The organism is Acinetobacter sp. CY05, from assembly GCF_059515805.1.
Map to the genome: position 1 here is coordinate 1 of NZ_JCAKMW010000018.1, position 22,244 is coordinate 22,244.

Genomic DNA, 22,244 nt, shown 5'->3' on the forward strand with positions numbered 1-22,244 from the left:
GGCAAGAGAAACGGTTAAGAAATTTAAGCATTGTGAATATGTTGTGACCGATTTAGGGTACTATGGATTAGAGCAACATGGCTTTAAATTATTGATGCCCATAAAGAAAAAGAAGAATTTCCCGTTATTTAGTGTTGAGAAAAAGTACAATAAACTGATTGGAAAAATACGAGTTGTGATCGAACACATCAATAGTCAATTGAAAACATTTAGAATATTAAGTGAACGCTATCGAAATAGACGGAAAAGATTCGGTTTACGCATTAACTTAATTGCTGCACTAGTAAACCGAATAAACTTGCAATAACCACTTTCGCAAGAGGTCTTTTCTTTAGCTCAGTTTAAATTGAAAATATTACTTCTATGAAAAATATTCTTAGGGATTTAAGCCTAAATTTATCCAGCTGCATTTATTTGGATATGGTAAGGCATTAAAGAAAAACAGTCAGACATGTAGGAGGGTCTCTGGTCTGAGTGCCGTCTTCGAAGGTTTGGTGGAAGCCACGATACATCGCATCAAATTATTAGACGATAAATTGCCAGTAAGGAGCTTCTCTAGTGAGATGTATGCACATGTAGTAGTACTCAATAGATTTATAGAATTAATCTGTCCTCATACCTAAGCTGCATCTTAAAGTTGAATAATTAAGGGTAGCTCTGCCCCTATGAATCTTTGGGCAACAAAGCTAGTCCGTATAAAAAGTTATCTCTTCGGATAAAGTTTTGAGGGAATTTTGATAAGAATTGATAGAGTTGAGTGTTTTATATTGTAAGGTAATATAGTTTCATACTATACAGTTTATAAATAATTGATTTTAATCAATAAATTTTTAATATTAATTAAAGAAAATTTCATACTACTAACAACAAAATAATTTTTGATTCATTTAAAAATAAAAAAAGTTCCATACTTATTTCTTAATATACTGAAAAATATGTAAATATATTTTAAGTATAGAAAAAGTATGGAACTTTATTTTAGGGTGAAGGACTTTATTACATAGTATTAAACATTTTTACTCTATTACAAAAGCGCCCTTCTTTATGCACTGTATTATTCAACTGTTACCGATTTTGCCAAGTTACGCGGCTGATCGACGTCCGTACCACGTAACACTGCAACATGGTAAGACAGCAATTGCACAGGTACGCTATATACAATTGGCGCCAGAATTGGGCTAATACTTGGTACAGCGACCACATGTTGACGCTCTTTACAGCCAATACCGCTGTTTTCATCAGCAAAAACAAACAGTTCACCACCACGTGCTTGCACCTCTTCCATATTCGATTTTAGTTTATCGAGCATGTCATCTTTAGGTGCAAGAATCACCACTGGCATATCGTTATCCACGAGTGCCAATGGACCATGTTTGAGTTCACCTGCAGCATAGCCTTCAGCATGAATATAAGAAATTTCTTTAAGCTTTAACGCACCTTCTAAGGCAATCGGGAACTGTGTACCACGACCTAAGAATAAGCAATGCTGTTTTTCAACAAATAATTCAGATAAACGCAAAATTGAATCATTGTTTTGTAGGGTATCTAAAATCACTTTTGGCGTATGCCACAGCTCAGCGGCAATGCTAGAAATTCGCTCAGCATTAATGGTATTTTTTACTGCACCAATTTTAAGGACTAGAAGCATTAAAGCTGCAAGTTGGGTGGTAAAGGCTTTGGTCGAAGCTACACCAATCTCAGGACCCGCTAAAGTCAACAAGTTATGATTGGTCTCACGAATCATTGACGATGTTGCCACATTACAAATGGCCATCGTCGTAATATCTAAACCTTTAGCTCCTGCACGTTTTTGCGTATCACGTAATGCAGCTAAAGTATCAGCAGTTTCACCTGATTGTGAAATACATAGATATAAAGTATTGGCTACAACCACTGGCAAGCGATAGCGGAATTCGCTGGCAATTTCCACTTGGCATGGTAAATCAATTAGTTGTTCAAACCAATATTTAGCAATCATGCCCGCATGGTAACTGGTACCACAGGCAATAATTTGTATTTGCTGAATTTTCTCAAAATCTACAACTGCATCTTTTAAGAAATCAGGGCGTAGGGCATTGCCATCTAAAGCTTGAGAAATGGTTTGCTGAATGGCTTCAGGTTGCTCGTAAATTTCTTTCAGCATGTAATGCTTATATTCACCCTTAGATGCATTGCTGACCGTTGCATCTAATTCTTTCACTGGACGTTCAACTAGCTTACCATCGACAAAAACTTCAATGGTATTACGAGTTAAACGTGCAATATCACCTTCTTCAAGGTAGATAAAACGGTTGGTAATTGGCAATAATGCTAACTGATCCGAACTAATAAAGTTCTCGCCAATACCTACACCAATCACTAGCGGTGAACCTTCACGTACTGTGATGAGTTCATCTGGGTGTGAAGTGTGGACAATACCAAGCGCATAAGCACCTTTAAGTTGAGGAACAACTTTTTTGACTGCTTCTAATAAACTTGGCGTGGTTTTAAGGGCATCATTGACTAAATGCGCGACAACTTCGGTATCAGTTTGTGAAGTAAAGACATAGCCTAAAGCTTGTAAGTCATCTTTAAGTTCTTGATAGTTTTCGATAATACCGTTATGCACCACAGCCACATTGCCTGAAATATGCGGATGGGCATTATTTTCAGTCGGTTTACCATGCGTTGCCCAGCGAGTATGCGCAATACCCAATGAACCTGTGATATTTGATTCTTTAACAGCTTGATCAAGATTAGCCACTTTGCCCACACGGCGTTCGCGTAACACTTGACCTTGGCTGACTAAGGCTAGACCTGCTGAGTCATAGCCGCGATACTCAAGACGCTTTAGACCTTCAATTAAAATACTGGTAATACTACGTTCTGCAACGCCACCAACAATACCGCACATATTTAAATCCTCTTATTTCTTAACCTTTTGGGGGCGTGGATAGTTTTCTTTTACCAATTGTTTACTGCGTTCAAAAGCAAGGCTATGGTCTGCCACATCACGGGTAATCACTGAGCCTGCACCTACGGTTGCACCATTGCCAATGGTCACAGGAGCAACTAAAGAACTGTTTGAACCAATAAATGCAGCATCACCAATGATGGTTTTAAATTTATTGGCGCCATCATAGTTACAGGTAATTGTGCCTGCACCAATATTTGAGCCTGCGCCCACTTCTGCATCACCTAAATAAGTAAAGTGATTGGCTTTAGAACCAAGACCAATGCTCGAATTTTTAACTTCAACAAAGTTACCAATATGTACTTCGTCTGCAAGTTTAGCGCCTGGGCGTAAACGGGCAAATGGGCCAATCTGTACATTTTCACCCACTACTGCATTTTCAAATACGCTATATGGTTGAACTTTGGTGCCTGCTGCAATGGTGGTGTTTTTAATGATACAACCTGCACCAATTTCCACGTTGTCGCCTAAAGTCACCTCGCCTTCAATAATCACATTGATATCAATGCGAACGTCTCGACCAACAGTTAAATCACCACGTAAATCAAAACGACTTGGGTCAATTAAATGCACACCTTGTTGCATTAAGCTCTTGGCTTGAAAGGCTTGGAATTCACGTTCTAAGGCTGCTAGTTGTACGCGGTCATTGACGCCTTCAACTTCAAAAGCAAGTGTTGGTTGCACAGAGGCTACGGTCATACCATCGGCTAAAGCCATAGCGACAATATCTGTTAAGTAATATTCGCCTTGGGCATTGTCGTTAGACAGTTTTGGGAGCCACTCATGCAATTTGGCATTGCTGACACAGTAAATACCGGTGTTAATTTCTTGAATTTGGCGCTGCTCATCAGAAGCATCTTTATGCTCAACAATAGCTTGAATTGCGCCATTTTCACGCACAATACGCCCATAACCTGAAGCATCAGGCAGGGTAAGAGTGACTAAGCCAATACCGCTTTGTTGTGAAGCGTCGAGTAGACGTTGTAAAGTGTCTTGTGTTACACAAGGTACATCACCGGATAAAATTAACGACATACCCTCTTGTTTAAGGACGGGTAGGGTCATTTGTACCGCATGACCTGTACCGAGTTGCTCGGCTTGTTCGACCCAATCAATTTGTTCAGCTGCAAAAGCTTGTTGTACTAAAGCGCCGCCGTGACCGTAGATTGTAATAATATTATTGGCGTTCAATTTCTTGGCAGTGGCAATCACGTGACCCAACAATGGACGCCCTGCAAGCGGTTGCAATACCTTAGGTAAACTTGAACGCATGCGCGTGCCTTTACCGGCAGCTAAGATAATAACGGTCGTAGACATGAAAAATCCTACTTAATGATCTATGTCATTGTTAAATGTAAGTATGCCCAGATACATAATGCTGCCCAAATACCCGCGATAATATCATCGAGCATGATGCCAACGCCCCCACTGACTTGGCGATCTACAACATTAATTGGCCAAGGCTTCCAAATGTCAAACACTCGAAATAGCACAAAACCAATGAGTACCCAGAATAGACTCATTTGCCCGAAGTAAATGAGAGGTAAAAAAGTAATAGACTGTCCTGCAAACTCATCCCAGACGATACGCCCATCATCATGTACCTGCATGATTTGAGCGGTCTTTCCACAAATATAAATTCCCACCAAAGACATCAGGACGATAGCTAATATAGTGTTTATAAAGCCAAATGCAAGCCAAATAGGAATAAATATCAATGCGAAAGCTGAACCAAATGTGCCTGGTGCTTTAGGTGTTAGACCCGAACCAAAACCGACGCCACAGAACACAATAAAACGTTCAAAAGCAGACATACGGCTAAATTGAATAGGTGTTTTAGGCAAAATGTTGGTATCCGTTAAAATCGAAGTGATAAGCCTGTCCATATTGGGTAAATGTTAACCCAAGTGTGTTGTGCACTGCACCAATTTTACGATAAGCGAGATTAAGATTCAGCGCTTCAAGACGCGCATAATTTTCTGGACTGATGGTAAAGCACAACTCGTAGTCATCACCTCCAGCCAAAGCATAGCGATAACGCTGTTGTTCGTCTAAAGCAGCTAATGTGGCACTGAGCGGTAAATCATTGACTTCAATCACTGCACCCACTTGAGATGCCGTTAAAATATGGCTTAAATCTTGAGCTAAACCATCTGAAACATCAATCATACTCGAGGCTAAGCCTTTTAAAGCAGCACCTAATTCACAACGCGGTGTCGGATAATCGAGACGTTGTTGCAGGGGATGACCTAGATGTGCGAGGCCATAAGCAGCATCACCAACGGTGCCACTGACACAAATATAATCGCCTGGCATTGCACCAGAGCGGAGTACCCCTTGACCGTGTTCAATCCAACCAAGGGCGGTGACGGTAATAGTCAGATGTGGGCTTTGCGTGGTATCACCACCAATTAAACTTACACCAAATTGATCGCAACAATCATATAAACCCTGACTAAAGCCTTTGAGCCAGTCATGATCAATTTGGGGTAGGCTCAATGCCAATAAAATACTATGCGGTTTGGCACCCATTGCAGCAATATCAGATAAATTCACTGCCACAGATTTCCAGCCAATCGAATGTGGATGGGTTTCTACAGGAAAATGCCGACCTGCGACAGAGGTATCTGCGCAAATCACCAATTGTTGACCTTTTGGCGGGGTGAGCAGGGCTGAGTCATCACCCACACCTAAATCGACAGAGTTTTTATTCTGCCGATTAAAGTAGGTCTCAATAATTGAAAACTCAGCCATCGCAACAAACCAAAATTAATTTGCTTGTTGCTTTTCTGCTGCACGTAAAGTCGTTGCTAAGCGATCTAATACACCATTGATGTATTTGTGGCTATCGGCACCGCCAAAATGTTTCGCAAGCTCAATTGCTTCGTCTAAAACCACGCGATAAGGAATTTCAAGATGTTCTTGAAGTTCATAGGCGCCTAAACGAAGGGTCGCAAGTTCAACGCCATCTAGGGCATTTAATTCACGATCCAGCACAGGGATAAGCAGCTCATCTAGAGCTTCTGAGTTTGCAACCACTTGAGTCAACAATTCATGATAGTAGCCAAGATCCACTTTATGCATGGCATTGTCGGCACGTGTACGTGCTTCAATTTCATGCACAGGGTTGTGGCTCATTTGCCATTCATAAATACCTTGTACAGCAAAGCGACGTGCTTTACGTTTTGCTGCATAAGTTGCTTGAAGTGTTTGCGACATAGCGTTAAATAGCCTTTAACAAGTTAACCATTTCAATAGCAGTCAAGGCAGCTTCGCTACCTTTGTTGCCTGCTTTCGTACCAGAGCGTTCAATCGCTTGTTCGATACTATCCGTAGTTAATACACCGTTAATTACTGGTAAGCCAGTATCTAGACCAACAACGCCTAAACCTTTGGCACATTCACCCGCAACAAAGTCGAAGTGAGGTGTGCTACCACGAATTACCGCGCCAAGAGCAATGATTGCATCAAACTTATTGGTTGCTGCTAATTTCTTAGCCACAACTGGAAGTTCCCAAGCGCCGGGTGCATGAACAACAGTGATATTATCCTCTGATACACCATGACGTTTCAATGTATCAATTGCACCTTCTAGTAAATGTTCTACAACAAAACTGTTAAAACGACCCACTAAAATCGCATAACGGTCTTCGTTCGCGAGATGTAACATACCTTCAATACGGCGAACTGCCATAATAACCTCGATGATTTCTTAAGATGTTTGATTTGCGGTGATGTATTCCACCACTTCTAAGTTAAAACCTGAAAGTGCATTAAAACGTAATGGCGAACTTAACAGTTTCATTTTTTCTACGCCTAAATCGCGTAAGATTTGTGCACCAACACCAATGGTTTGATATTGCTGCGACAATGCTGCATTAGATTTAGTCTTCTTAGGTGCGGTTAAGCTCTCTAAAGCTGGACCTAAATCTTGTAAATGACGTTGACCAATCCATACCAAGACACCGCGCTCGCTGCTTGAAATTTCTTTTAAAGCACGATCTAAGTTCCAAGCGGGTTCACCGTCTTGTTTATTAATTTTGAGTAAGTCGCGTGCTGGGCTAAAACCATGTACACGTACGGTGGTCACACCTTGTTTAGGCTCACCCTTGACCAAAGCTAAATGAATATCTGGGTTACCCAATTCACGGTAACGGAATAATTCAAAAGTACCGTATTCAGTATCTAGTGTTTGTTGATCTAAACGTTCTACCGTTTGCTCATTGGTCATACGGTAGTGAATGAGGTCCGCAATGGTACCAATTTTAAGACCATGCTTTTCTGCAAAGACTTCTAAATCAGGACGGCGCGCCATACTGCCATCTTCATTAATAATTTCACAAATCACAGATGCTGGCTCTAAACCTGCTAAACGCGATAAATCACAACCTGCTTCGGTATGACCGGCACGGTGTAATACACCACCTGGCTGCGCCATTAACGGGAAAATATGCCCCGGTTGTACAATATCCGCAGGTTTAGCATGTGCTGCCACCGCAGTTTGAATGGTGTGGGCACGTTCGGCAGGAGAAATACCGGTTGAGATGCCTTCAGCCGCTTCAATAGAAAGGGTGAAATTAGTACCGTGCTGGGCACCGTTAGCATCAACCATTAAAGGCAGATTTAATTGTTGGCAACGCTCTTTACTCAACGTTAAGCAAACAAGGCCACGCGCGTGCGTGATCATAAAGTTGATGTCTTCCGGACGCACGTGCGTGGCAGCAATTACAAGATCACCTTCATTTTCACGGTCTTCATCATCCATAAGGATGACCATTTTTCCTGCACGGATATCTGCTACAAGCTCTTCAACTGTATTGAGCGGCATCAACCTTCACCTTCTTGTTTGTCTCAACGGACATTTCATTGCATTGATTGTGGGCATAGTCTAACGCTTTTATAGGCCTTTTGACTATGCTTATTGCTTTTCCCTAAAGTCCATTGTTATACACAGCAGCGTCATGTTTGAAAAGAGCTAGACTTTAAAGTGTGTTGATTATGCAACGTGTTTTAGCAAATAAAATGCAGAAAAACTGCGAAAAATATCAAAAAAAATGCAAAGTTAGCCAATTTTAGGAAAATTTTTACAGTAAAAAGCTCGAATGCCCATAGGATAAAACTTTAGTGGCAAGACTGCTTGGTTGCTTATTCTATGTGCAAGGGTAGTAAAAAATAATAGGCGAAAAAAAACCCTGATATAAAATCAGGGTTTTTTTAGAATCTGGAGCGGGAAAGGAGACTCGAACTCCCGACCCCAACCTTGGCAAGGTTATGCTCTACCAACTGAGCTATTCCCGCGGAGTCTATTCGGTTTTTTAAATAAAAAACTAAATCAAAAAAATTTGGAGCGGGAAAGGAGACTCGAACTCCCGACCCCAACCTTGGCAAGGTTATGCTCTACCAACTGAGCTATTCCCGCGGAGTCTATTCGGTTTTTTAAATAAAAAAACTAAATCAAAAAATTTTGAGCGGGAAAGGAGACTCGAACTCCCGACCCCAACCTTGGCAAGGTTATGCTCTACCAACTGAGCTATTCCCGCATGGCTACGTATAATACAGATTGAAAAAATTAGGTCAACACCTTTTTTTAAATTAATGCATTGTTTGAGTAAAATTGCAGCAAATTAATTTAATTTGATTAAAATCAAAGCATTTTTACCTGATTAATACGCTGACTACTGCTTTTTTAAAGGAGCACGCTATACTCAAATCAAAACGAATCAATGGTGAATACAATGTTAGAGCAGCAGTTAACACAGTGCTTAGAGGGACTGAACCCAACTTATTTAGAAGTGGTTAATGAATCTTCTGGTCATGGCGGCTATTATCCAGGTAAAGAATCGCATTTTAAAGTGGTGATTGTGAGTGATGTATTTGCAGGCTTACGTTTGGTACAACGTCATCAAAAAATCTATGCAGCAGTGGGTGATTTACTCAGCCCAGGTAAAATTCATGCACTGGCCATTCATGCGTTTGTAGCAGACGAATGGCAAGGTCAAGATACAGCAAGTCCAGAATGTGCGCACGCACCTAAAGCCTAAGGTAGATTATGGAAACTCAATTATTGGTCAAAATTATTCATATGAGCTTGGCCAGCCTACTGATTGTCGTCATGTTGGCACGTACAGCGAGTTTATTTGTAGGTACACAAGGTCAACAGCCAAGTCCCAAAGGGCGAAAAGTGTGGGTAGGTTTACAGCATTTTAGTTTAACTTTTATGGCTTTAACTGGTTTAATCTCTTTGTATTTAAAGGATTTTTTGGTACAGCCATGGTTCTATGCCAAAGTGGTGCTATTTTTTGTCATTGTCTCCTCAATGATCAAAGCTTTTAAACAAGATGATTCAGTTTTGTTGGTACAGCGTCGTGCTGGAATGGGAATTGCCATATTGGCTTTAATAGGCTTACTAGGTTTGGTTATTATTAAACCAGTTTTCTCGTGATTGTTGGACATAATTAAGCCCTGATTAAAACCTCTCAGTTAGACTGATGTAAAACTACACAATAAAAACTGAGGGGTAATTTATGCTGACACGCGTGGTCTTTAATCAAAAAGGTGGTGTGGGAAAATCCAGTATTGCTGTAAATTTGGCAGCACTAAGTGCTCAGCAAGGCTATACCACATTACTTATTGATTTAGATGCTCAAGCCAATGCCAGTCAATATGTGTTAGGGCAGGATGCCATTGCCAGCGCTGATTATTGGATCCAACCGAATATTCAAGAATATTTTCAAAATGTCTTAAATAGTCCTGCTAAAGGCCTACTGAGTAATGCTTTGGGTGGTTTATTAAAAAATCGTTCTCAAGGTTTAGCACCTTATATTCATCAATCTAAATTTGCCAATCTCGCAGTGGTACCAGCAAGTCCACATTTGGGCAGCTTAACTGCGGCCTTGGAGGCCAAACATAAAATTTATAAGTTACGTGACGCGCTAGCGGAGCTTAATGGGCAGTATCAGCGTATTTATATTGATACACCGCCTGCGTTTAATTTCTTTAGTTTATCGGCATTAATTGCTGCAGATCGCATCTTGATTCCTTTTGATTGTGATGTCTTTTCGCGCCGTGCTTTAGATAGCTTAATTCATAATATTATCGAAACACAGGATGATCATAATCCTGATTTAAAAATCGAAGGAATTGTAGTCAATCAGTATCAAATGCAAGCCAAATTACCCCGCAGTGTAGTAGCAGATTTAGTGGCGGAAGGTTTGCCCGTATTTGAAAATAAACTGCCGCCATCCGTGGTCATGAAAGAGTCACATCAACGTAATTTACCGTTAATCCATTTTGCCACAGAGCATAAATTGACGCAGGCCTATCAATCGTTGTTCAATGAAATAGAAGAATGAACATATTGAGATCGATATGAAAAAATTAACTGTTGCTGCTGTGTTGGCGAGCTGTGCTGTATTACTCAGCGCATGCTCAACGCCAGTTAAGCCTACTTATGTTTCGCCAACCCAATATCAAGCATTAAACTGTCAACAATTGCAAAGTGAATATAATCGCATCAGCCAATATATTGCCAATGGTGTAGAAACGCCAAAACGCACAGGTATGGGCGTAGGTGTTGGCCTTGGTGGTGGTTGGGGTAGTCGTGGTGGCTGGGGCTTAGCACCCAATGTATCGGTGAATATGGGACAGTCAAGTAATACCAAACGTAGCGAAGAAGCACGACTTTTGGGTCAACAAGAAGCTTTAGTACAAGCGGCAAAATTTAAAAACTGTCCTATGATTGTGCGTCAAAATGTAAAAAAATAATACGCTTTAAGCAGCCCAATGGAGTGTTTTAGGCTGCAGGATGCGAAGGGGTAAGGATGCTAGAGAACTGGATTTTTCTGATGGCTGTATTTGCTGTATTGATGATCCCTGGGCCGACCAATGCTTTATGGGCCAGTTCGGCTCATCAACAAGGCATTGCCAAAACCAGTGTTTATCTTCCGATGCAATTATTTGGTTATATCTATGCTATTAATTTATGGGCATTATTTATTCACTTAATGCAGCCTTACTGGCCAAAAATTAGTTTGGTTTTTCATGTGGCGAGTAGTCTTTATACGATTGGTTGGGCTTTTTATTTATGGAAAGCCAATCATTTACAAAAGTACAGTCAACAGCATCACACCATTCGCGCTTATCAATTGTTTTTTGCCACCTTAAAAAATCCTAAAGCGTTACTTTTTGCCGCAGGGATTTTTCCAATACAGACTTGGGATGATCCACAACGTACCCTTACAGTCTTTGCTTGTTTTAGTATTATTTTAATTCCAACAGCATTATTTTGGATGGGCTTTGGACGTGCCTTATTAGACCCTCAAAACAGTGCAAAAAATGCCGATCGCTTATATAAGGGATCGGCAGTTTTATTAATCGTGTGCGTACTACCAGTACTCATTGGCTTGTTTTAAGCTGGGGTTTTCTTAAAAAATCTTTGACGAATAACACCAATGACACCGGGTAAAACACTTAAAATAATGATGCCAAAAATTAAATGGGTGAAGTTATCTTTGACAATTGGCATATTGCCAAATAAGTAGCCCAAAATAACAAAAGAACTAATCCACAGCGCACCACCCACGATGTTATAGGTTAAGAAAAATTTATAATTCATATGACCTGCACCAGCGACAAAGGGCGCAAAGGTACGGGCAAATGGTACAAAGCGGGCAAAAATAATGGTTTTACCACCGTGCTTTTCAAAGAATTGTTGTGTAGCAAGTAAATGTTTTTTATTAATAAAGCGTGATTCAATTTCAAATACACGAGGCCCAATATAACGACCAATATGATAATTTAAAGTATCACCTAAAACCGCAGCAACAAACAACAGTGGAATTAAAATCCAAGGGTCCATAGCACCCGTTGATGCTGCTAAAGCCCCCGCTGCAAACAGTAAACTGTCACCTGGCAAAAATGGCATTACCACCAAACCAGTTTCCACAAAAATAATCAAAAACAAAATTGCATAAATCCACACCCCGTAATTGATGATGAATTCAAGCAAGTGATCGTCTACGTGTAAGATAAAATCGAGGAGTTCCATGAGCGGCAGCAAGCTAAAGTGTCGCCAAATGCTAACAGTCTAGGGGGGGAAAGTCAGTAGCCAAGTCAAATAATTTCAGCTTTTGTTGTGCTGTAATCATCTTGTAAAACTATAAGATTATAGAGGTATAAAACTGCTTAAATTACCACCAAAATTTACATTTAAAAAAAGTTGAGCTCTTAAAATAATGCTATCCATACAACAATCCAGAGAGAAATATGCAAAAAATTATTTTAAGTCTGTGTCTTGGTACAGCATTACTCAGCAGTCCTTTGGCCTTTGCCAAGTCAGATCAAGTGCTGTTGCAAGAAGCAGCTAAAAATCACGTGAGTGTTGCCAAAGCCAAAACACTTAAAGATGAAACTGGCGTGACCTTAACGGGTACCATTGTTAAGCATATTGCTGGCGATGATTTTGAGTTTAAAGATGCTACAGGCAGCATTATGCTAGATATCGATGATGATCTATGGAAACCGATGCAACTCAAAGCTGGTGATAAAGTGAAGCTGATGGGTGAAGTGGATACCCATCGTAGTAAACCTACAGATATTGAAGTGATTAAACTACAACGTCTGCCTTAAGTCCGCAATTTCAGCCAAAATAATCAGGTTAGAAGCTAAATTGGTTAAAAAGGCACAGTTTAGTTTTTAACCTTATCTGAATAGTGTGCCTAATCGTAGGAAAAATGCTAGAATAGCGCGCTTATATTCGTTGCCTGCATAGTTGTTTGCCATGACTACCAATACCCAAATTACTGAAGATCGTATCCTGATTCTGGATTTCGGTTCTCAATATAGTCAGCTTATTGCACGTCGTGTACGTGAAGCTGGTGTTTATTCAGAAATGTACGCCTTTGATATGTCTGAAGAAGACATTCGTGCATTTAACCCAAACGGGATCATCCTGTCAGGTGGTCCAGAAAGTGTTCATGAAGAAGGTAGTCCACGCGCACCGCAAGTTGTATTTGAACTTGGTGTACCTGTTCTTGGTATTTGCTATGGTCTACAAACCATGTCTGCACAGCTTGGCGGTAAAGTAGAGCCAGGTACTGTTCACGAATTTGGTTATGCAGAAGTGAATATTCAAGTGCGCGACAAACTTATTGGCGACCTTGAAGATTCTAAAGACCAGTTAAAAGTTTGGATGAGTCACGGCGATAAAGTGACTGCCATTCCTGAAGGTTTCCAAATTACTGCTAGCACACCAAGTTGCCCAGTGGCGATGGTTTCTGACGAAGCACGTCGTTTCTATGGTATTCAATTCCACCCAGAAGTGACTCACACTGCAAAAGGTGCTGAATTACTGTCTAACTTCGTACACAACATTTGTGGTTGCCGTGCGCTTTGGAATTCTGAAAACATTATTGACCTACGTGTAGAACAGCTTCGTCAACAAATTGGCGATCAAAAAGTGCTTCTAGGTCTTTCAGGTGGTGTGGATTCATCTGTTGTGGCTGCGCTTTTACACCGTGCGATTGGCGATCAATTGACATGTGTATTCGTAGATAACGGTTTATTACGTTTGAACGAAGGCGAGCAAGTGATGGACATGTTTGCGAAAAACATGGGTATTCGCGTGATCCGTGCTGATGCTGAAGATCGTTTCTTATCTGCACTTGCAGGTGAAGTTGATCCTGAGAAAAAACGTAAAATCATTGGTCGTGAATTCATCGAAGTATTTGCTGAAGAAGCACGTAAGTTAGATGGCGTAAACTTCCTTGCACAAGGTACGATTTACCCAGACGTGATCGAATCTGCTGCAACCAAAAATGGTAAAGCACACGTCATTAAATCACACCACAACGTGGGCGGTTTACCAGATGATTTAGCTTTTGAATTGGTTGAGCCAATCCGTGACTTATTTAAAGACGAAGTTCGCCGTTTAGGTACAACTTTAGGTTTACCTTTCGAAATGCTTTACCGTCACCCATTCCCAGGTCCGGGTCTAGGTGTTCGTATTCTTGGTGAAGTAAAGAAAGAATATGCTGACATTTTACGTTTAGCAGATGACATCTTTATGCAAGAACTTCGTGCAAGCGGTTGGTACGACAAAACTGCACAAGCATTTGCGGTATTCCAACCAGTGAAATCTGTGGGTGTAGTGGGTGATGGTCGTCGTTATGCATGGGTAATTGCACTTCGTGCCGTTGAAACTGTAGACTTTATGACAGCGCGTTTCGCACATCTTCCTTATGATTTAGTTGACAAGATTTCGACGCGTATCATGAATGAAATTGCTGACGTTTCTCGTGTTGTTTATGACGTATCGTCTAAACCACCTGCAACGATTGAATGGGAGTAATTTAGGGGTTTCAAGAAACAACGTTTCTTGCCTAAATTACGCCGAAAGCTATGCTTGAGGCAATCGGGCTTTCTAAAAGCGATAGCTTTTAGCCGATTTTACGCCAATAGCTATGCTCGCGGCAGTGTCTAAATAAGGGCACATCCAATAAAAAAGAGCGCTTAGGCGCTCTTTTTTGTTACTAAATTAAAATAGTGTTGTCCTAAAGATAGGATTTAGCGTATCAAATGGATGATAGATTCGTACCAGTAAAATGATTAAACTTTTATAATCAGCAACACTTAGGATGTGTCATGACCAATAATACTTACACCGAAATTTCGCATTCTGATGATTGCGCCAAATATATCAACCAATTTATTCAAACATTTACTCTACGCCGTGCCGAAATTGGCCAAGGTACAGTAATTAAACGCGCATTACCGAGTCGTGAGAAACGTATGATTGGTGCATGGTGTTTCTTAGATCATGCGGGTCCTGTCCATTTTCCACAAGGTGATGGTTTAGATGTTGGTCCACATCCACATATTGGTTTGCAAACCTTTACTTGGATGATTGATGGCACGATGTTGCATGATGACAGCTTAGGTTCGAAGCAATTAATTCGCCCTAAACAAGTCAATTTAATGACCGCAGGGTATGGTATTTCGCATACCGAAGTAGCGCCCGACAATGAAACGCAAATGCACGCGGCACAGCTATGGATTGCGTTGCCAGATGATAAGCGCAATATCGCACCACGCTTTGACCACTATCCTGATTTGCCAGTTGTGGTCAAAGATGAGATTGAATTTACCGTGTTAGTAGGTGACTTCTTAAATAAGACTTCACCAGTGAAAGTCCATAGCGAGCTACTAGGGGTAGATTTAACAACCAAGCAAGCAGCCAATAGCATGTTAAAACTCAACCCCAAGTTCGAGTATGGCTTTATGGTGTTAGAGGGCGAAGCCACGGTAAATGGTCATGAGCTTAATGATGATAACTTTTTGTTTATTGAGCCGGGTGTAGACAAAATTCAAGTTGAATTGGCTGCCAATAGTCGTGTTTTATTACTTGGCGGTGAACCTTTTGAATCACCCATCTTATTATGGTGGAATTTTGTCGGACGTACCCAAGAAGAGTTGGCTGAAGCACGTCAGCAATGGGTAGAAGGGCGTGCGCGTTTTGGTCACATTCCAGCTTATGAAGGACCACGTTTAGAAGCACCAGTTTTACCTGAGCGTATGCGGGCCAGTAAATAATAATGTTAAGGCATTTAGGCTCTAAATAGCCTTTATGTAAATGGGGCAGATTTTCTGAAGCAAAGCTCGTTATAGTCAAGACCAAACGAGAATAGGAGCATGCAGATGATCTGCTTACATCATTTAGAAAAGTCGCGTTCGTTAAGGATTTTATGGGCGCTTGAAGAACTTCAGCTCGACTACCAAGTTAAATTTTATCAGCGTCAGAGCAATTTCTCCGCACCGCCAGAATTAAAAAATGTTCATCCTTTAGGTAAAGCACCTATTTTAACCGATCAAGAATTTACTTTAGCTGAATCAGCAGCCATCTTAGAATATCTGCAAGAACAATATGATCAACAAGATCAGTTTAAGCCTACAGCGCAAGCTCAAAAATTACAGTATCGTTATTGGATGCATTATGCTGAAGGCTCATTGATGCCTTTATTGCTAATGACCTTTGTTATGAATGAAGTACCTAAAAAACTCCCTGACGTGCTGCAAGGTGTTGCAGATAAAGTCTTGGATGGGGTAAAGCACAATTTCATTAGCCCACGTTTAAAAGAACATTTAGAATATTTGGAAGACTACTTAACCCAAAATGAATATTTTGCTGGTCAATTTTCTTTTGCTGATATTCAAATGAGCTTTGCACTGCAAGCCTTGGCAGCACGCTTTGGGGATGAATATGCCAATATTCAATCTTATGTGAAGCGTATTGAAGCGCGTGATGCTTATCAACGCGCGAAAGGCAAAGATCAAGAATTAAATCAGATGCCATAAAAAAGCGACCCTATAGGTCGCTTCAGTTTTAGCGTTTTACCACAATGGAATCAATACCACTGTGTTGTAAGGTTTGCTGAGCACTGATTGCAGCATCTTGCGATTCATAGGGACCTGAAATGACGCGATACCAGGTCTCACCATTTTCTTGAATTTTGAGTACATCGGCAGATAAGCCATTTAAAATAATTTCAGCACGGCGTGCATCGGCCTGATCAGGGTCATTATAGCTACGCACTTGTAAAATGTAGTTGCTTTTGACTTCTTCAGGGCTGAGTAAACCAGTCTGATTAGCGGTGGCTTCTGAAGCCGGCGCTTCAGGCGCTTCAATAATCACCACTGCATTGGTGTTTTTATTTTCGGGTATAGCTTGTTCGGGAATTGGAGTAACTTGTTGTTGGGGTAACAACTCATAAAAACGATAGTCTTTGTTGGTATCTTCTTGGGTTTGCTCAGTGGTGACTTGGGTCTTGGTCTGTACAGGCGACCACGGTTTCCACAGCATCAATGCGACAGCAAAGCAAAGTACAATTAAAATCACCAACAACATCCATAACCAAGTCGGGATGAGTGGCTTTTTTTGCTTATTCGGTCGTTCAGATACGCCGCGTTGCGTTTTTCCAAACACGTAGATGTCCTTATTTAAACAGATCGAGTGAATAAACCACTTGTAGCGATTCAAAGACTTAAAGTCAAACCTTAAGCCTTTGAACTCACCATGTAATAACAATCTATTACATCGTGAATATAAAGTGCTTGATGCACTTTAAGTTTGCTGCTCAAAAGATGATGAGCAGCAAGAAAGGGCAGTCAGTCCTATAAAGGTATTACATGCTCTCTGGTGCAGATACACCGAGTAGCTCTAAACCGTTACGTAGCACTTGCTGTACATTCACTGATAACAGTAAACGTGCTTGAGTGAGCTCAGCGTCGTCACCTAGTACTTTATTTTCGTTGTACCAGCCGTGGAATAACGCTGCCAGTTCTTTTAAGTAATTACCCACTTGGTGCGGTTCGTAGCTATTAGCAGCACGCGCAACAATTTCAGGATAAGCAGCAAGCTTGGCTAAGATTTCAGTTTCAGCATCTAGCTCAAGTTTAGCAGCTAAGCCACGCGCAACTGTTGCATCAAAGTTAATGCTTAAAGAGGCTGCTTTTTCTAACATACGGCAAATACGTGCATGCGCGTATTGGATGTAGTACACCGCGTTGTCTTTACTTTGTGACACAGCTAAGTCTAAATCAAAGTCAATGTGTTGCTCTGATTTACGCATCACGTAGTAGAACCGAGCCGCATCGTTACCCACTTCTTTACGTAGGTCACGTAAAGTTACGAACTGACCTGAACGCGATGACATTTGCACCATCTCGCCGCCACGCCATAAGCTAACAAATTGAACCAAAAGTACGGTCAATTTTTTAGAGTCGTAACCCATAGCATCAATTGCTGCTTTCACACGTGCAATATATCCGTGGTGGTCTGAACCCCAAATATCGACGATATCGGTATAGCCACGTTGTAGTTTATTTAGGTGGTAAGCAATATCAGAGGCAAAGTAAGTGGTTTGACCATTACGACGTTTCACCACACGGTCTTTTTCATCGCCAAATTCAGTGGATTTAAACCAGATGTTGCCGTCTTTTTCATAAAGGAACCCACGTTGGTCTAAGGTTTGTAGTGCCTCTTCAATTTTCTCAGTTAATGAAGCTTCGCTAAACCATTGATTAAACGTAACACCAAATTCGCCAAGGTCATCTTTGATGTCATCAAGAATGGCTTTTAAAGCTGCTTGATGGAATACGCGGTAACCTTCGCCAATTAACGCTTGTGAGTTATGAATTAAACCGTCGATATGCTTTTCTTTGTCGCCAGATAAAACGACCTTGTTGCCATCTGCATCTAATTCGGCAGCAAACTGTACGTCTTCAGGCACATCTTTATACACATCTGCTACAGGACGCACGTGTGCATCACCATCTTGGTCAATAATGCTTTGTGCGATTTCTTTAACATAGTCGCCTTGGTAAGCATTTTTTGGGAAGACTAATTCTTGACCTGTTAATTCTAAGTAACGTAGGTAAGTAGAAGTTGCCAAAATGTCCATTTGACGGCCAGCATCGTTGACATAATATTCGCGGTCAACAGTGGCACCCGTTGCTTCTAACAGGTTTGCGACTGTCATACCATACGCTGCACCACGACCATGCCCTACGTGTAGGCTAGATGTTGGGTTTGCAGAGACAAACTCAACTTGGACACGTTTTTGCGCATTGACTTGGGTGCGACCAAAAGCTGCTTTTTGTGCTTGAATGGCATCTAGCACTGCAAAACGTTGGTCAGCATTTAAGAAGAAGTTAATAAAACCTGGACCTGCGATTTCAGCTTTGCTGATATCTGCAACTTCAGGAAGTGCTGCTAAAATCTTTTCCGCTAAATCACGAGGCTTCATACCCGCAGCTTTCGACGCGATCATGGCGATATTTGACGCAAAGTCACCGTGACTGCGGTCTTTAGTACGCGTTAAGTTACCGCTATTATTAAAGTCGGATGGGAGTACACCTTCAGCTTGAAGGGCTTGCACTGCATGATCGAGCGCTGCTTGGATTGCCGTGTTCATATTCAGTCGAAAATAAATGTCGCAGAAAAACAGCAAATATAGCAAATTTCCGTGCCTTTAGGTGAAGCCATTTGTTGTGAATAAATAATGTGCGATGTTTTTTAAGCCTCGCTAAGATTTAAGCTGTATAAGGCTAAGCAAACCATAACGGAAAATAGGGTTGTTGAATCATAGCAAAGCAGTCAAAAAGTTTAATCTTGAGTTGTAAAAATGAGCATTTTAAGACCTTTGTTTGCTTGGATTTTAAACTGATAATATGCTTACGATCATTTCGCTATTAAATGACTAAATTGTAGTCTTAAACGGAATTAACGATTGTAAGCTGAACTCTGTCTAGGCTTAGCCCTAACACGAATTTTTAAAGTGTAAGATGTGGCTTTGTGCTTAGAGTAGCGAAAATAATGGCTTTGTCTAAGTATGGATGCGAAAAAAATGTGATTTAAGTTGGATTTTTGCCCGAACTCAGGCTAATTTTAGTGGTATTAATAAAAGAAATTAGTTTGATATCATTATCAATTTACTAAATATACATTTTGTTAAAAATAGGGTTAAGCTTAGGCATCTTTAAGCAAGGGGTACGACAGCTAACCCCATTTTTGCAAAACACAATAACGAGCTTAGGCATGACCGCAGACGATTTCAAAAAACCATTATATCTCCCTTATGCAGGCCACAATCTGCTAGAACTTCCTTTACTCAATAAAGGTTCAGCATTTACTGCAGAAGAACGTAGCAAATTTAATTTGCATGGCTTAATTCCACATGCTATTGAAAGTATTGAAGAGCAAAGCCAGCGTTCTTATCAACAATACTGCGCATTTAATGATGACATTAACCGTCATATCTATTTACGTAATATTCAAGACACCAATGAAACCTTGTTCTATCACTTAATTGAAAATCATTTAAGTGAGATGATGCCTATTATTTATACCCCAACTGTGGGCGAAGCCTGTCAGCGTTTTTCTGATATTTACCGTCGTCATCGTGGCGTATTTATCTCGCATGCAGATCGTGGTCATATTGACGACATTTTGCATAACGTGACTAAGAAAAACGTTAAAGTGATTGTGATCACTGATGGCGAACGTATCTTAGGTTTAGGTGATCAAGGCATTGGTGGTATGGGTATCCCTATTGGTAAGTTATCGCTGTATACCGCTTGTGGTGGGATTAGCCCAGCTTATACGCTGCCGATTACCTTAGATGTTGGCACCAACAACCAACAGTTACTGAATGATCCCATCTATATGGGGCTGCCGCAGCCACGTATTAGTGGCGATGAGTATTATGACTTTGTGGATGAAGTCATCGATGCTATTCAACGTCGTTGGCCTGAAGCCTTAATTCAATTTGAAGACTTTGCGCAAAAAAATGCGATGCCATTACTGATGAAATATCGCGATAAGATCTGCTGCTTTAATGATGATATTCAAGGTACGGCAGCGGTTTCAGTTGGTAGTCTGATTGCTGCAAGTCGTGCTGCAGGTAAACAACTCAAAGACCAAGTGGTGGCATTCTTAGGTGCAGGTTCGGCTGGTTGTGGAATTGCAGAACAAATTGTGGCGCAAATGGTGGCAGAAGGCTTAAGCGATGCCGAGGCGCGTGCACGGGTGTTTATGGTGGATCGTTTTGGTTTAATTACTGAAAATCAGCCAAATTTATTAGATTTCCAACGTAAATTAGCACAAAACCCTGCCAATGTAAGCCATTGGGCTGACATCAATGACATGATTTCATTATTGGATGTCGTGAAAAATGCCAAACCTAGTGTACTGATTGGTGTATCAGGTCAACCGGGTCTATTTACCGAAGAAGTCATTCGCACGATGGCCAGCCATTGCGAGCATCCGATTGTGTTACCGCTTTCTAATCCAACGTCACGTGTTGAAGCATCGCCAAGTGATGTGATCGCCTGGACTGAAGGGCATGCTTTAATCGCAACAGGTAGTCCATTTGCACCTGTGAATTATCAAGGCAAAATTTACAATATTTCGCAGTGTAATAACTCGTATATTTTCCCAGGCATTGGCTTAGGGGTAATTGCAGTGGGTGCTAGCCGTGTGACCGATGCGATGTTAATGGCATCGAGTAATGCTTTAGCAGAATGCTCTCCAAAACTCCAAGATATTACTGCTGATTTATTACCTGAAATTGATCAGATCCAAAAAGTATCGCGCTTCATTGCCTTTAGAGTGGCAAAAGCGGCTATGGCAGATGGAGTAGCACCGATTATTGATGATGCGGCTTTAGAAGAGATGATTGAAAGTAACTTCTGGACACCGCAATACCGTCCATATCGACGTGTAACGTTCTAAATAAAAAAGGCGCTTAAAGCGCCTTTTTTTATGCTGTTGTCAGCACTTCTTCGAGCAATTCTTCGCTTGGGGCAAAGTAATATGCTCCATCTTTTGGAGTAACAAAATGCAGCAGACGGTCATGAATCCCATCGCCACTGCTGCCAAACATTTGCAAGAGCATTTGATCAATAATGCTTAAATCGTTGGTGTAGGCAATAAAAAATAGACCTTGATCACCACGACCATCCCCATAAGGCAGTGAATGACGCAAAATGGCCAATTCTTCACCATCTTCGTCTTCTACAATGGCGCGTGCGGTATGTGCATTGTCAGGCTTTACATCATCATCAAGTTCAATACTTTCTAATTTAGTACGGCCAATCACTTGTTCTTGTGCATCAACTTTGAGTTTTTTCCATTTTCCTAAATCATGGGCATAACGTTGGGCAAAGACAAATGAGCCATCGGCAAAAATACCTGCATCTTCAGGCAATAATGCAGTTTCAGCACGATCATCTGGGAATTGTGGGTTCTCTGTGCCATCAATAAAACCGGTTAGGTCACGTCCATCAAAATTACGGAAGCAGACGCGTTCATCTAATACGTCTACTTTATCTTGAATCCCGTCAAAGAAAGCTTGGCTTAAGGCAAAGCAAATGTCACTACGCTGTGCAGCAATATGAATCAACACATCCGCCTCAACCACAGGCATTGTAAATGAGCCATGAATCGGTTCGAGTTGTTTAAAGCCTTGCGGTGCTTGCTGATAGAGCTGCTGCCACAGCTGAGGGCCAAATGCCACTGCAGTTTTTACTTGAGCTTGAGGATGTTGAGTGATTAAACGATCGCGTGTGCTAAACAGTGCTGCAAGTTGCTGCTTGAGTTGATTAATGTTTAGATCTTTTAGACGTAAAACAATAAAACGGGCATGCTCAGAAGGTAGTGGCAAAATGACAGATTGTGCGGTCATAATCAGCTCCTTGAATATATTTTTGCTATTTGGCTCGGGCCTATTGTGCCCGA

The 22,244-nt window shown here is 41.1% G+C and carries 22 protein-coding genes and 3 tRNA genes; 11 read left to right on the forward strand and 14 right to left on the reverse strand.

What is annotated here, in order from left to right:
• Positions 1-307, forward strand: a 307-nt coding sequence (locus AC5YCD_RS12175) for a transposase family protein (RefSeq protein WP_496130287.1), incomplete at its 5' end; no start/stop codon positions are given.
• A 747-nt stretch (positions 308-1,054) separates the two neighbouring features.
• Here the strand turns inward: AC5YCD_RS12175 and glmS are convergent.
• The 10 genes from glmS to AC5YCD_RS12225 form a co-directional block, all read right to left on the reverse strand.
• Complete coding sequence (glmS, locus tag AC5YCD_RS12180; protein WP_496130288.1) at positions 1,055-2,893, reverse strand: glutamine--fructose-6-phosphate transaminase (isomerizing); 1,839 nt, start codon at positions 2,891-2,893, stop codon at positions 1,055-1,057.
• Positions 2,894-2,905: 12 nt separating this feature from the next.
• Positions 2,906-4,270 (reverse strand): bifunctional UDP-N-acetylglucosamine diphosphorylase/glucosamine-1-phosphate N-acetyltransferase GlmU, encoded by a 1,365-nt coding sequence (gene glmU, locus AC5YCD_RS12185; RefSeq protein ID WP_496130289.1) that lies wholly within the window; start codon positions 4,268-4,270, stop codon positions 2,906-2,908.
• Positions 4,271-4,290: 20 nt separating this feature from the next.
• Positions 4,291-4,839, reverse strand: a complete 549-nt coding sequence (locus tag AC5YCD_RS12190; RefSeq protein ID WP_496130290.1) for a phosphatidylglycerophosphatase A family protein — start codon at positions 4,837-4,839, stop codon at positions 4,291-4,293.
• Positions 4,790-5,707 carry a thiamine-phosphate kinase gene (thiL, locus tag AC5YCD_RS12195; protein WP_496130291.1) on the reverse strand — a complete coding sequence of 306 codons (918 nt, stop codon included), beginning with the start codon at positions 5,705-5,707 and terminating at the stop codon, positions 4,790-4,792. The genes AC5YCD_RS12190 and thiL overlap by 50 nt, the downstream gene beginning before the upstream one ends.
• Before the next feature lie 15 nt (positions 5,708-5,722).
• Positions 5,723-6,172 carry a transcription antitermination factor NusB gene (gene nusB / locus AC5YCD_RS12200; protein ID WP_496130292.1) on the reverse strand — a complete coding sequence of 150 codons (450 nt, stop codon included), beginning with the start codon at positions 6,170-6,172 and terminating at the stop codon, positions 5,723-5,725.
• Between the two features lie 4 nt (positions 6,173-6,176).
• Positions 6,177-6,647, reverse strand: a complete 471-nt coding sequence (ribH, locus tag AC5YCD_RS12205; RefSeq protein ID WP_122900914.1) for a 6,7-dimethyl-8-ribityllumazine synthase — start codon at positions 6,645-6,647, stop codon at positions 6,177-6,179.
• A gap of 18 nt (positions 6,648-6,665) precedes the next feature.
• Entirely contained in the window at positions 6,666-7,781 is a 1,116-nt protein-coding gene (ribBA, locus tag AC5YCD_RS12210) for a bifunctional 3,4-dihydroxy-2-butanone-4-phosphate synthase/GTP cyclohydrolase II (RefSeq protein WP_496130293.1), read from the reverse strand.
• 394 nt (positions 7,782-8,175) lie between these two features.
• Positions 8,176-8,251, reverse strand: a tRNA-Gly gene (locus AC5YCD_RS12215).
• 45 nt (positions 8,252-8,296) lie between these two features.
• Positions 8,297-8,372, reverse strand: a tRNA-Gly gene (locus AC5YCD_RS12220).
• Between the two features lie 48 nt (positions 8,373-8,420).
• Positions 8,421-8,493: transfer RNA gene (locus AC5YCD_RS12225), tRNA-Gly, on the reverse strand.
• 195 nt (positions 8,494-8,688) lie between these two features.
• Between AC5YCD_RS12225 and AC5YCD_RS12230 the strand changes: the two genes are divergently transcribed.
• From AC5YCD_RS12230 to AC5YCD_RS12250, 5 genes are all read left to right on the forward strand, one after another.
• Positions 8,689-8,994, forward strand: a complete 306-nt coding sequence (locus AC5YCD_RS12230; protein ID WP_496130294.1) for a BolA family protein — start codon at positions 8,689-8,691, stop codon at positions 8,992-8,994.
• An 8-nt stretch (positions 8,995-9,002) separates the two neighbouring features.
• Positions 9,003-9,395 carry a SirB2 family protein gene (locus AC5YCD_RS12235; protein ID WP_496130295.1) on the forward strand — a complete coding sequence of 131 codons (393 nt, stop codon included), beginning with the start codon at positions 9,003-9,005 and terminating at the stop codon, positions 9,393-9,395.
• Between the two features lie 82 nt (positions 9,396-9,477).
• On the forward strand, positions 9,478-10,305 hold the full coding sequence (locus tag AC5YCD_RS12240) for a ParA family protein (RefSeq protein ID WP_496130296.1): 828 nt from the start codon (positions 9,478-9,480) through the stop codon (positions 10,303-10,305).
• 16 nt (positions 10,306-10,321) lie between these two features.
• Entirely contained in the window at positions 10,322-10,717 is a 396-nt protein-coding gene (locus AC5YCD_RS12245; RefSeq protein WP_496130297.1) for a hypothetical protein, read from the forward strand.
• Positions 10,718-10,773: 56 nt separating this feature from the next.
• The gene (locus AC5YCD_RS12250; protein ID WP_496130298.1) at positions 10,774-11,364 is read left to right on the forward strand and encodes a threonine transporter RhtB; all 591 of its coding nucleotides are present in this window, start codon (positions 10,774-10,776) and stop codon (positions 11,362-11,364) included.
• Here AC5YCD_RS12250 and AC5YCD_RS12255 read toward each other — a convergent pair.
• On the reverse strand, positions 11,361-11,999 hold the full coding sequence (locus AC5YCD_RS12255; protein ID WP_496130299.1) for a DedA family protein: 639 nt from the start codon (positions 11,997-11,999) through the stop codon (positions 11,361-11,363). The genes AC5YCD_RS12250 and AC5YCD_RS12255 overlap by 4 nt on opposite strands.
• Positions 12,000-12,217: 218 nt before the next feature.
• On the opposite strand from AC5YCD_RS12255, the gene AC5YCD_RS12260 reads away from it, so the two are divergent.
• From AC5YCD_RS12260 to AC5YCD_RS12275, 4 genes are all read left to right on the forward strand, one after another.
• Positions 12,218-12,580, forward strand: coding sequence for a NirD/YgiW/YdeI family stress tolerance protein (locus AC5YCD_RS12260; RefSeq protein ID WP_496130300.1), 363 nt, complete (start codon positions 12,218-12,220; stop codon positions 12,578-12,580).
• A 151-nt stretch (positions 12,581-12,731) separates the two neighbouring features.
• Entirely contained in the window at positions 12,732-14,300 is a 1,569-nt protein-coding gene (gene guaA / locus AC5YCD_RS12265) for a glutamine-hydrolyzing GMP synthase (RefSeq protein WP_496130301.1), read from the forward strand.
• A 293-nt stretch (positions 14,301-14,593) separates the two neighbouring features.
• The gene (locus AC5YCD_RS12270; RefSeq protein WP_496130302.1) at positions 14,594-15,541 is read left to right on the forward strand and encodes a pirin family protein; all 948 of its coding nucleotides are present in this window, start codon (positions 14,594-14,596) and stop codon (positions 15,539-15,541) included.
• 105 nt (positions 15,542-15,646) lie between these two features.
• On the forward strand, positions 15,647-16,303 hold the full coding sequence (locus AC5YCD_RS12275; RefSeq protein WP_496130331.1) for a glutathione S-transferase family protein: 657 nt from the start codon (positions 15,647-15,649) through the stop codon (positions 16,301-16,303).
• A gap of 28 nt (positions 16,304-16,331) precedes the next feature.
• Here the strand turns inward: AC5YCD_RS12275 and AC5YCD_RS12280 are convergent, their stop codons facing one another.
• Both AC5YCD_RS12280 and argS read right to left on the reverse strand, forming a co-directional pair.
• Positions 16,332-16,931 (reverse strand): SPOR domain-containing protein, encoded by a 600-nt coding sequence (locus AC5YCD_RS12280; protein WP_496130303.1) that lies wholly within the window; start codon positions 16,929-16,931, stop codon positions 16,332-16,334.
• 199 nt (positions 16,932-17,130) lie between these two features.
• Positions 17,131-18,921: an arginine--tRNA ligase gene (gene argS, locus AC5YCD_RS12285; RefSeq protein ID WP_496130304.1), complete on the reverse strand. Its 1,791-nt coding sequence runs from the start codon at positions 18,919-18,921 to the stop codon at positions 17,131-17,133.
• A 623-nt stretch (positions 18,922-19,544) separates the two neighbouring features.
• Here argS and AC5YCD_RS12290 point away from each other — a divergent pair.
• Positions 19,545-21,239, forward strand: coding sequence for an NAD-dependent malic enzyme (locus tag AC5YCD_RS12290; RefSeq protein WP_496130305.1), 1,695 nt, complete (start codon positions 19,545-19,547; stop codon positions 21,237-21,239).
• Positions 21,240-21,267: 28 nt separating this feature from the next.
• On the opposite strand, the gene AC5YCD_RS12295 is transcribed toward AC5YCD_RS12290, so the two are convergent.
• A complete protein-coding gene (locus AC5YCD_RS12295; protein ID WP_496130306.1) occupies positions 21,268-22,191 on the reverse strand; it encodes a Dyp-type peroxidase in 924 nt (307 codons plus the stop codon).
• Positions 22,192-22,244: the final 53 nt, after the last annotated feature.

What these genes read in the sequence shown, in the direction of transcription:
- AC5YCD_RS12295 (WP_496130306.1), bottom strand. Translation starts at nt 22,191, where the DNA reads ATGACCGCACAATCTGTCATTTTGCCACTACCTTCTGAGCATGCCCGT.
- glmU (WP_496130289.1), bottom strand. Translation starts at nt 4,270, where the DNA reads ATGTCTACGACCGTTATTATCTTAGCTGCCGGTAAAGGCACGCGCATG.
- AC5YCD_RS12190 (WP_496130290.1), bottom strand. Translation starts at nt 4,839, where the DNA reads ATGGACAGGCTTATCACTTCGATTTTAACGGATACCAACATTTTGCCT.
- AC5YCD_RS12290 (WP_496130305.1), top strand. Translation starts at nt 19,545, where the DNA reads ATGACCGCAGACGATTTCAAAAAACCATTATATCTCCCTTATGCAGGC.
- AC5YCD_RS12230 (WP_496130294.1), top strand. Translation starts at nt 8,689, where the DNA reads ATGTTAGAGCAGCAGTTAACACAGTGCTTAGAGGGACTGAACCCAACT.
- AC5YCD_RS12250 (WP_496130298.1), top strand. Translation starts at nt 10,774, where the DNA reads ATGCTAGAGAACTGGATTTTTCTGATGGCTGTATTTGCTGTATTGATG.
- AC5YCD_RS12270 (WP_496130302.1), top strand. Translation starts at nt 14,594, where the DNA reads ATGACCAATAATACTTACACCGAAATTTCGCATTCTGATGATTGCGCC.
- thiL (WP_496130291.1), bottom strand. Translation starts at nt 5,707, where the DNA reads ATGGCTGAGTTTTCAATTATTGAGACCTACTTTAATCGGCAGAATAAA.
- AC5YCD_RS12275 (WP_496130331.1), top strand. Translation starts at nt 15,647, where the DNA reads ATGATCTGCTTACATCATTTAGAAAAGTCGCGTTCGTTAAGGATTTTA.
- ribBA (WP_496130293.1), bottom strand. Translation starts at nt 7,781, where the DNA reads ATGCCGCTCAATACAGTTGAAGAGCTTGTAGCAGATATCCGTGCAGGA.
- guaA (WP_496130301.1), top strand. Translation starts at nt 12,732, where the DNA reads ATGACTACCAATACCCAAATTACTGAAGATCGTATCCTGATTCTGGAT.
- nusB (WP_496130292.1), bottom strand. Translation starts at nt 6,172, where the DNA reads ATGTCGCAAACACTTCAAGCAACTTATGCAGCAAAACGTAAAGCACGT.
- glmS (WP_496130288.1), bottom strand. Translation starts at nt 2,893, where the DNA reads ATGTGCGGTATTGTTGGTGGCGTTGCAGAACGTAGTATTACCAGTATT.
- argS (WP_496130304.1), bottom strand. Translation starts at nt 18,921, where the DNA reads ATGAACACGGCAATCCAAGCAGCGCTCGATCATGCAGTGCAAGCCCTT.
- AC5YCD_RS12235 (WP_496130295.1), top strand. Translation starts at nt 9,003, where the DNA reads ATGGAAACTCAATTATTGGTCAAAATTATTCATATGAGCTTGGCCAGC.
- AC5YCD_RS12255 (WP_496130299.1), bottom strand. Translation starts at nt 11,999, where the DNA reads ATGGAACTCCTCGATTTTATCTTACACGTAGACGATCACTTGCTTGAA.
- AC5YCD_RS12240 (WP_496130296.1), top strand. Translation starts at nt 9,478, where the DNA reads ATGCTGACACGCGTGGTCTTTAATCAAAAAGGTGGTGTGGGAAAATCC.
- AC5YCD_RS12245 (WP_496130297.1), top strand. Translation starts at nt 10,322, where the DNA reads ATGAAAAAATTAACTGTTGCTGCTGTGTTGGCGAGCTGTGCTGTATTA.
- ribH (WP_122900914.1), bottom strand. Translation starts at nt 6,647, where the DNA reads ATGGCAGTTCGCCGTATTGAAGGTATGTTACATCTCGCGAACGAAGAC.
- AC5YCD_RS12260 (WP_496130300.1), top strand. Translation starts at nt 12,218, where the DNA reads ATGCAAAAAATTATTTTAAGTCTGTGTCTTGGTACAGCATTACTCAGC.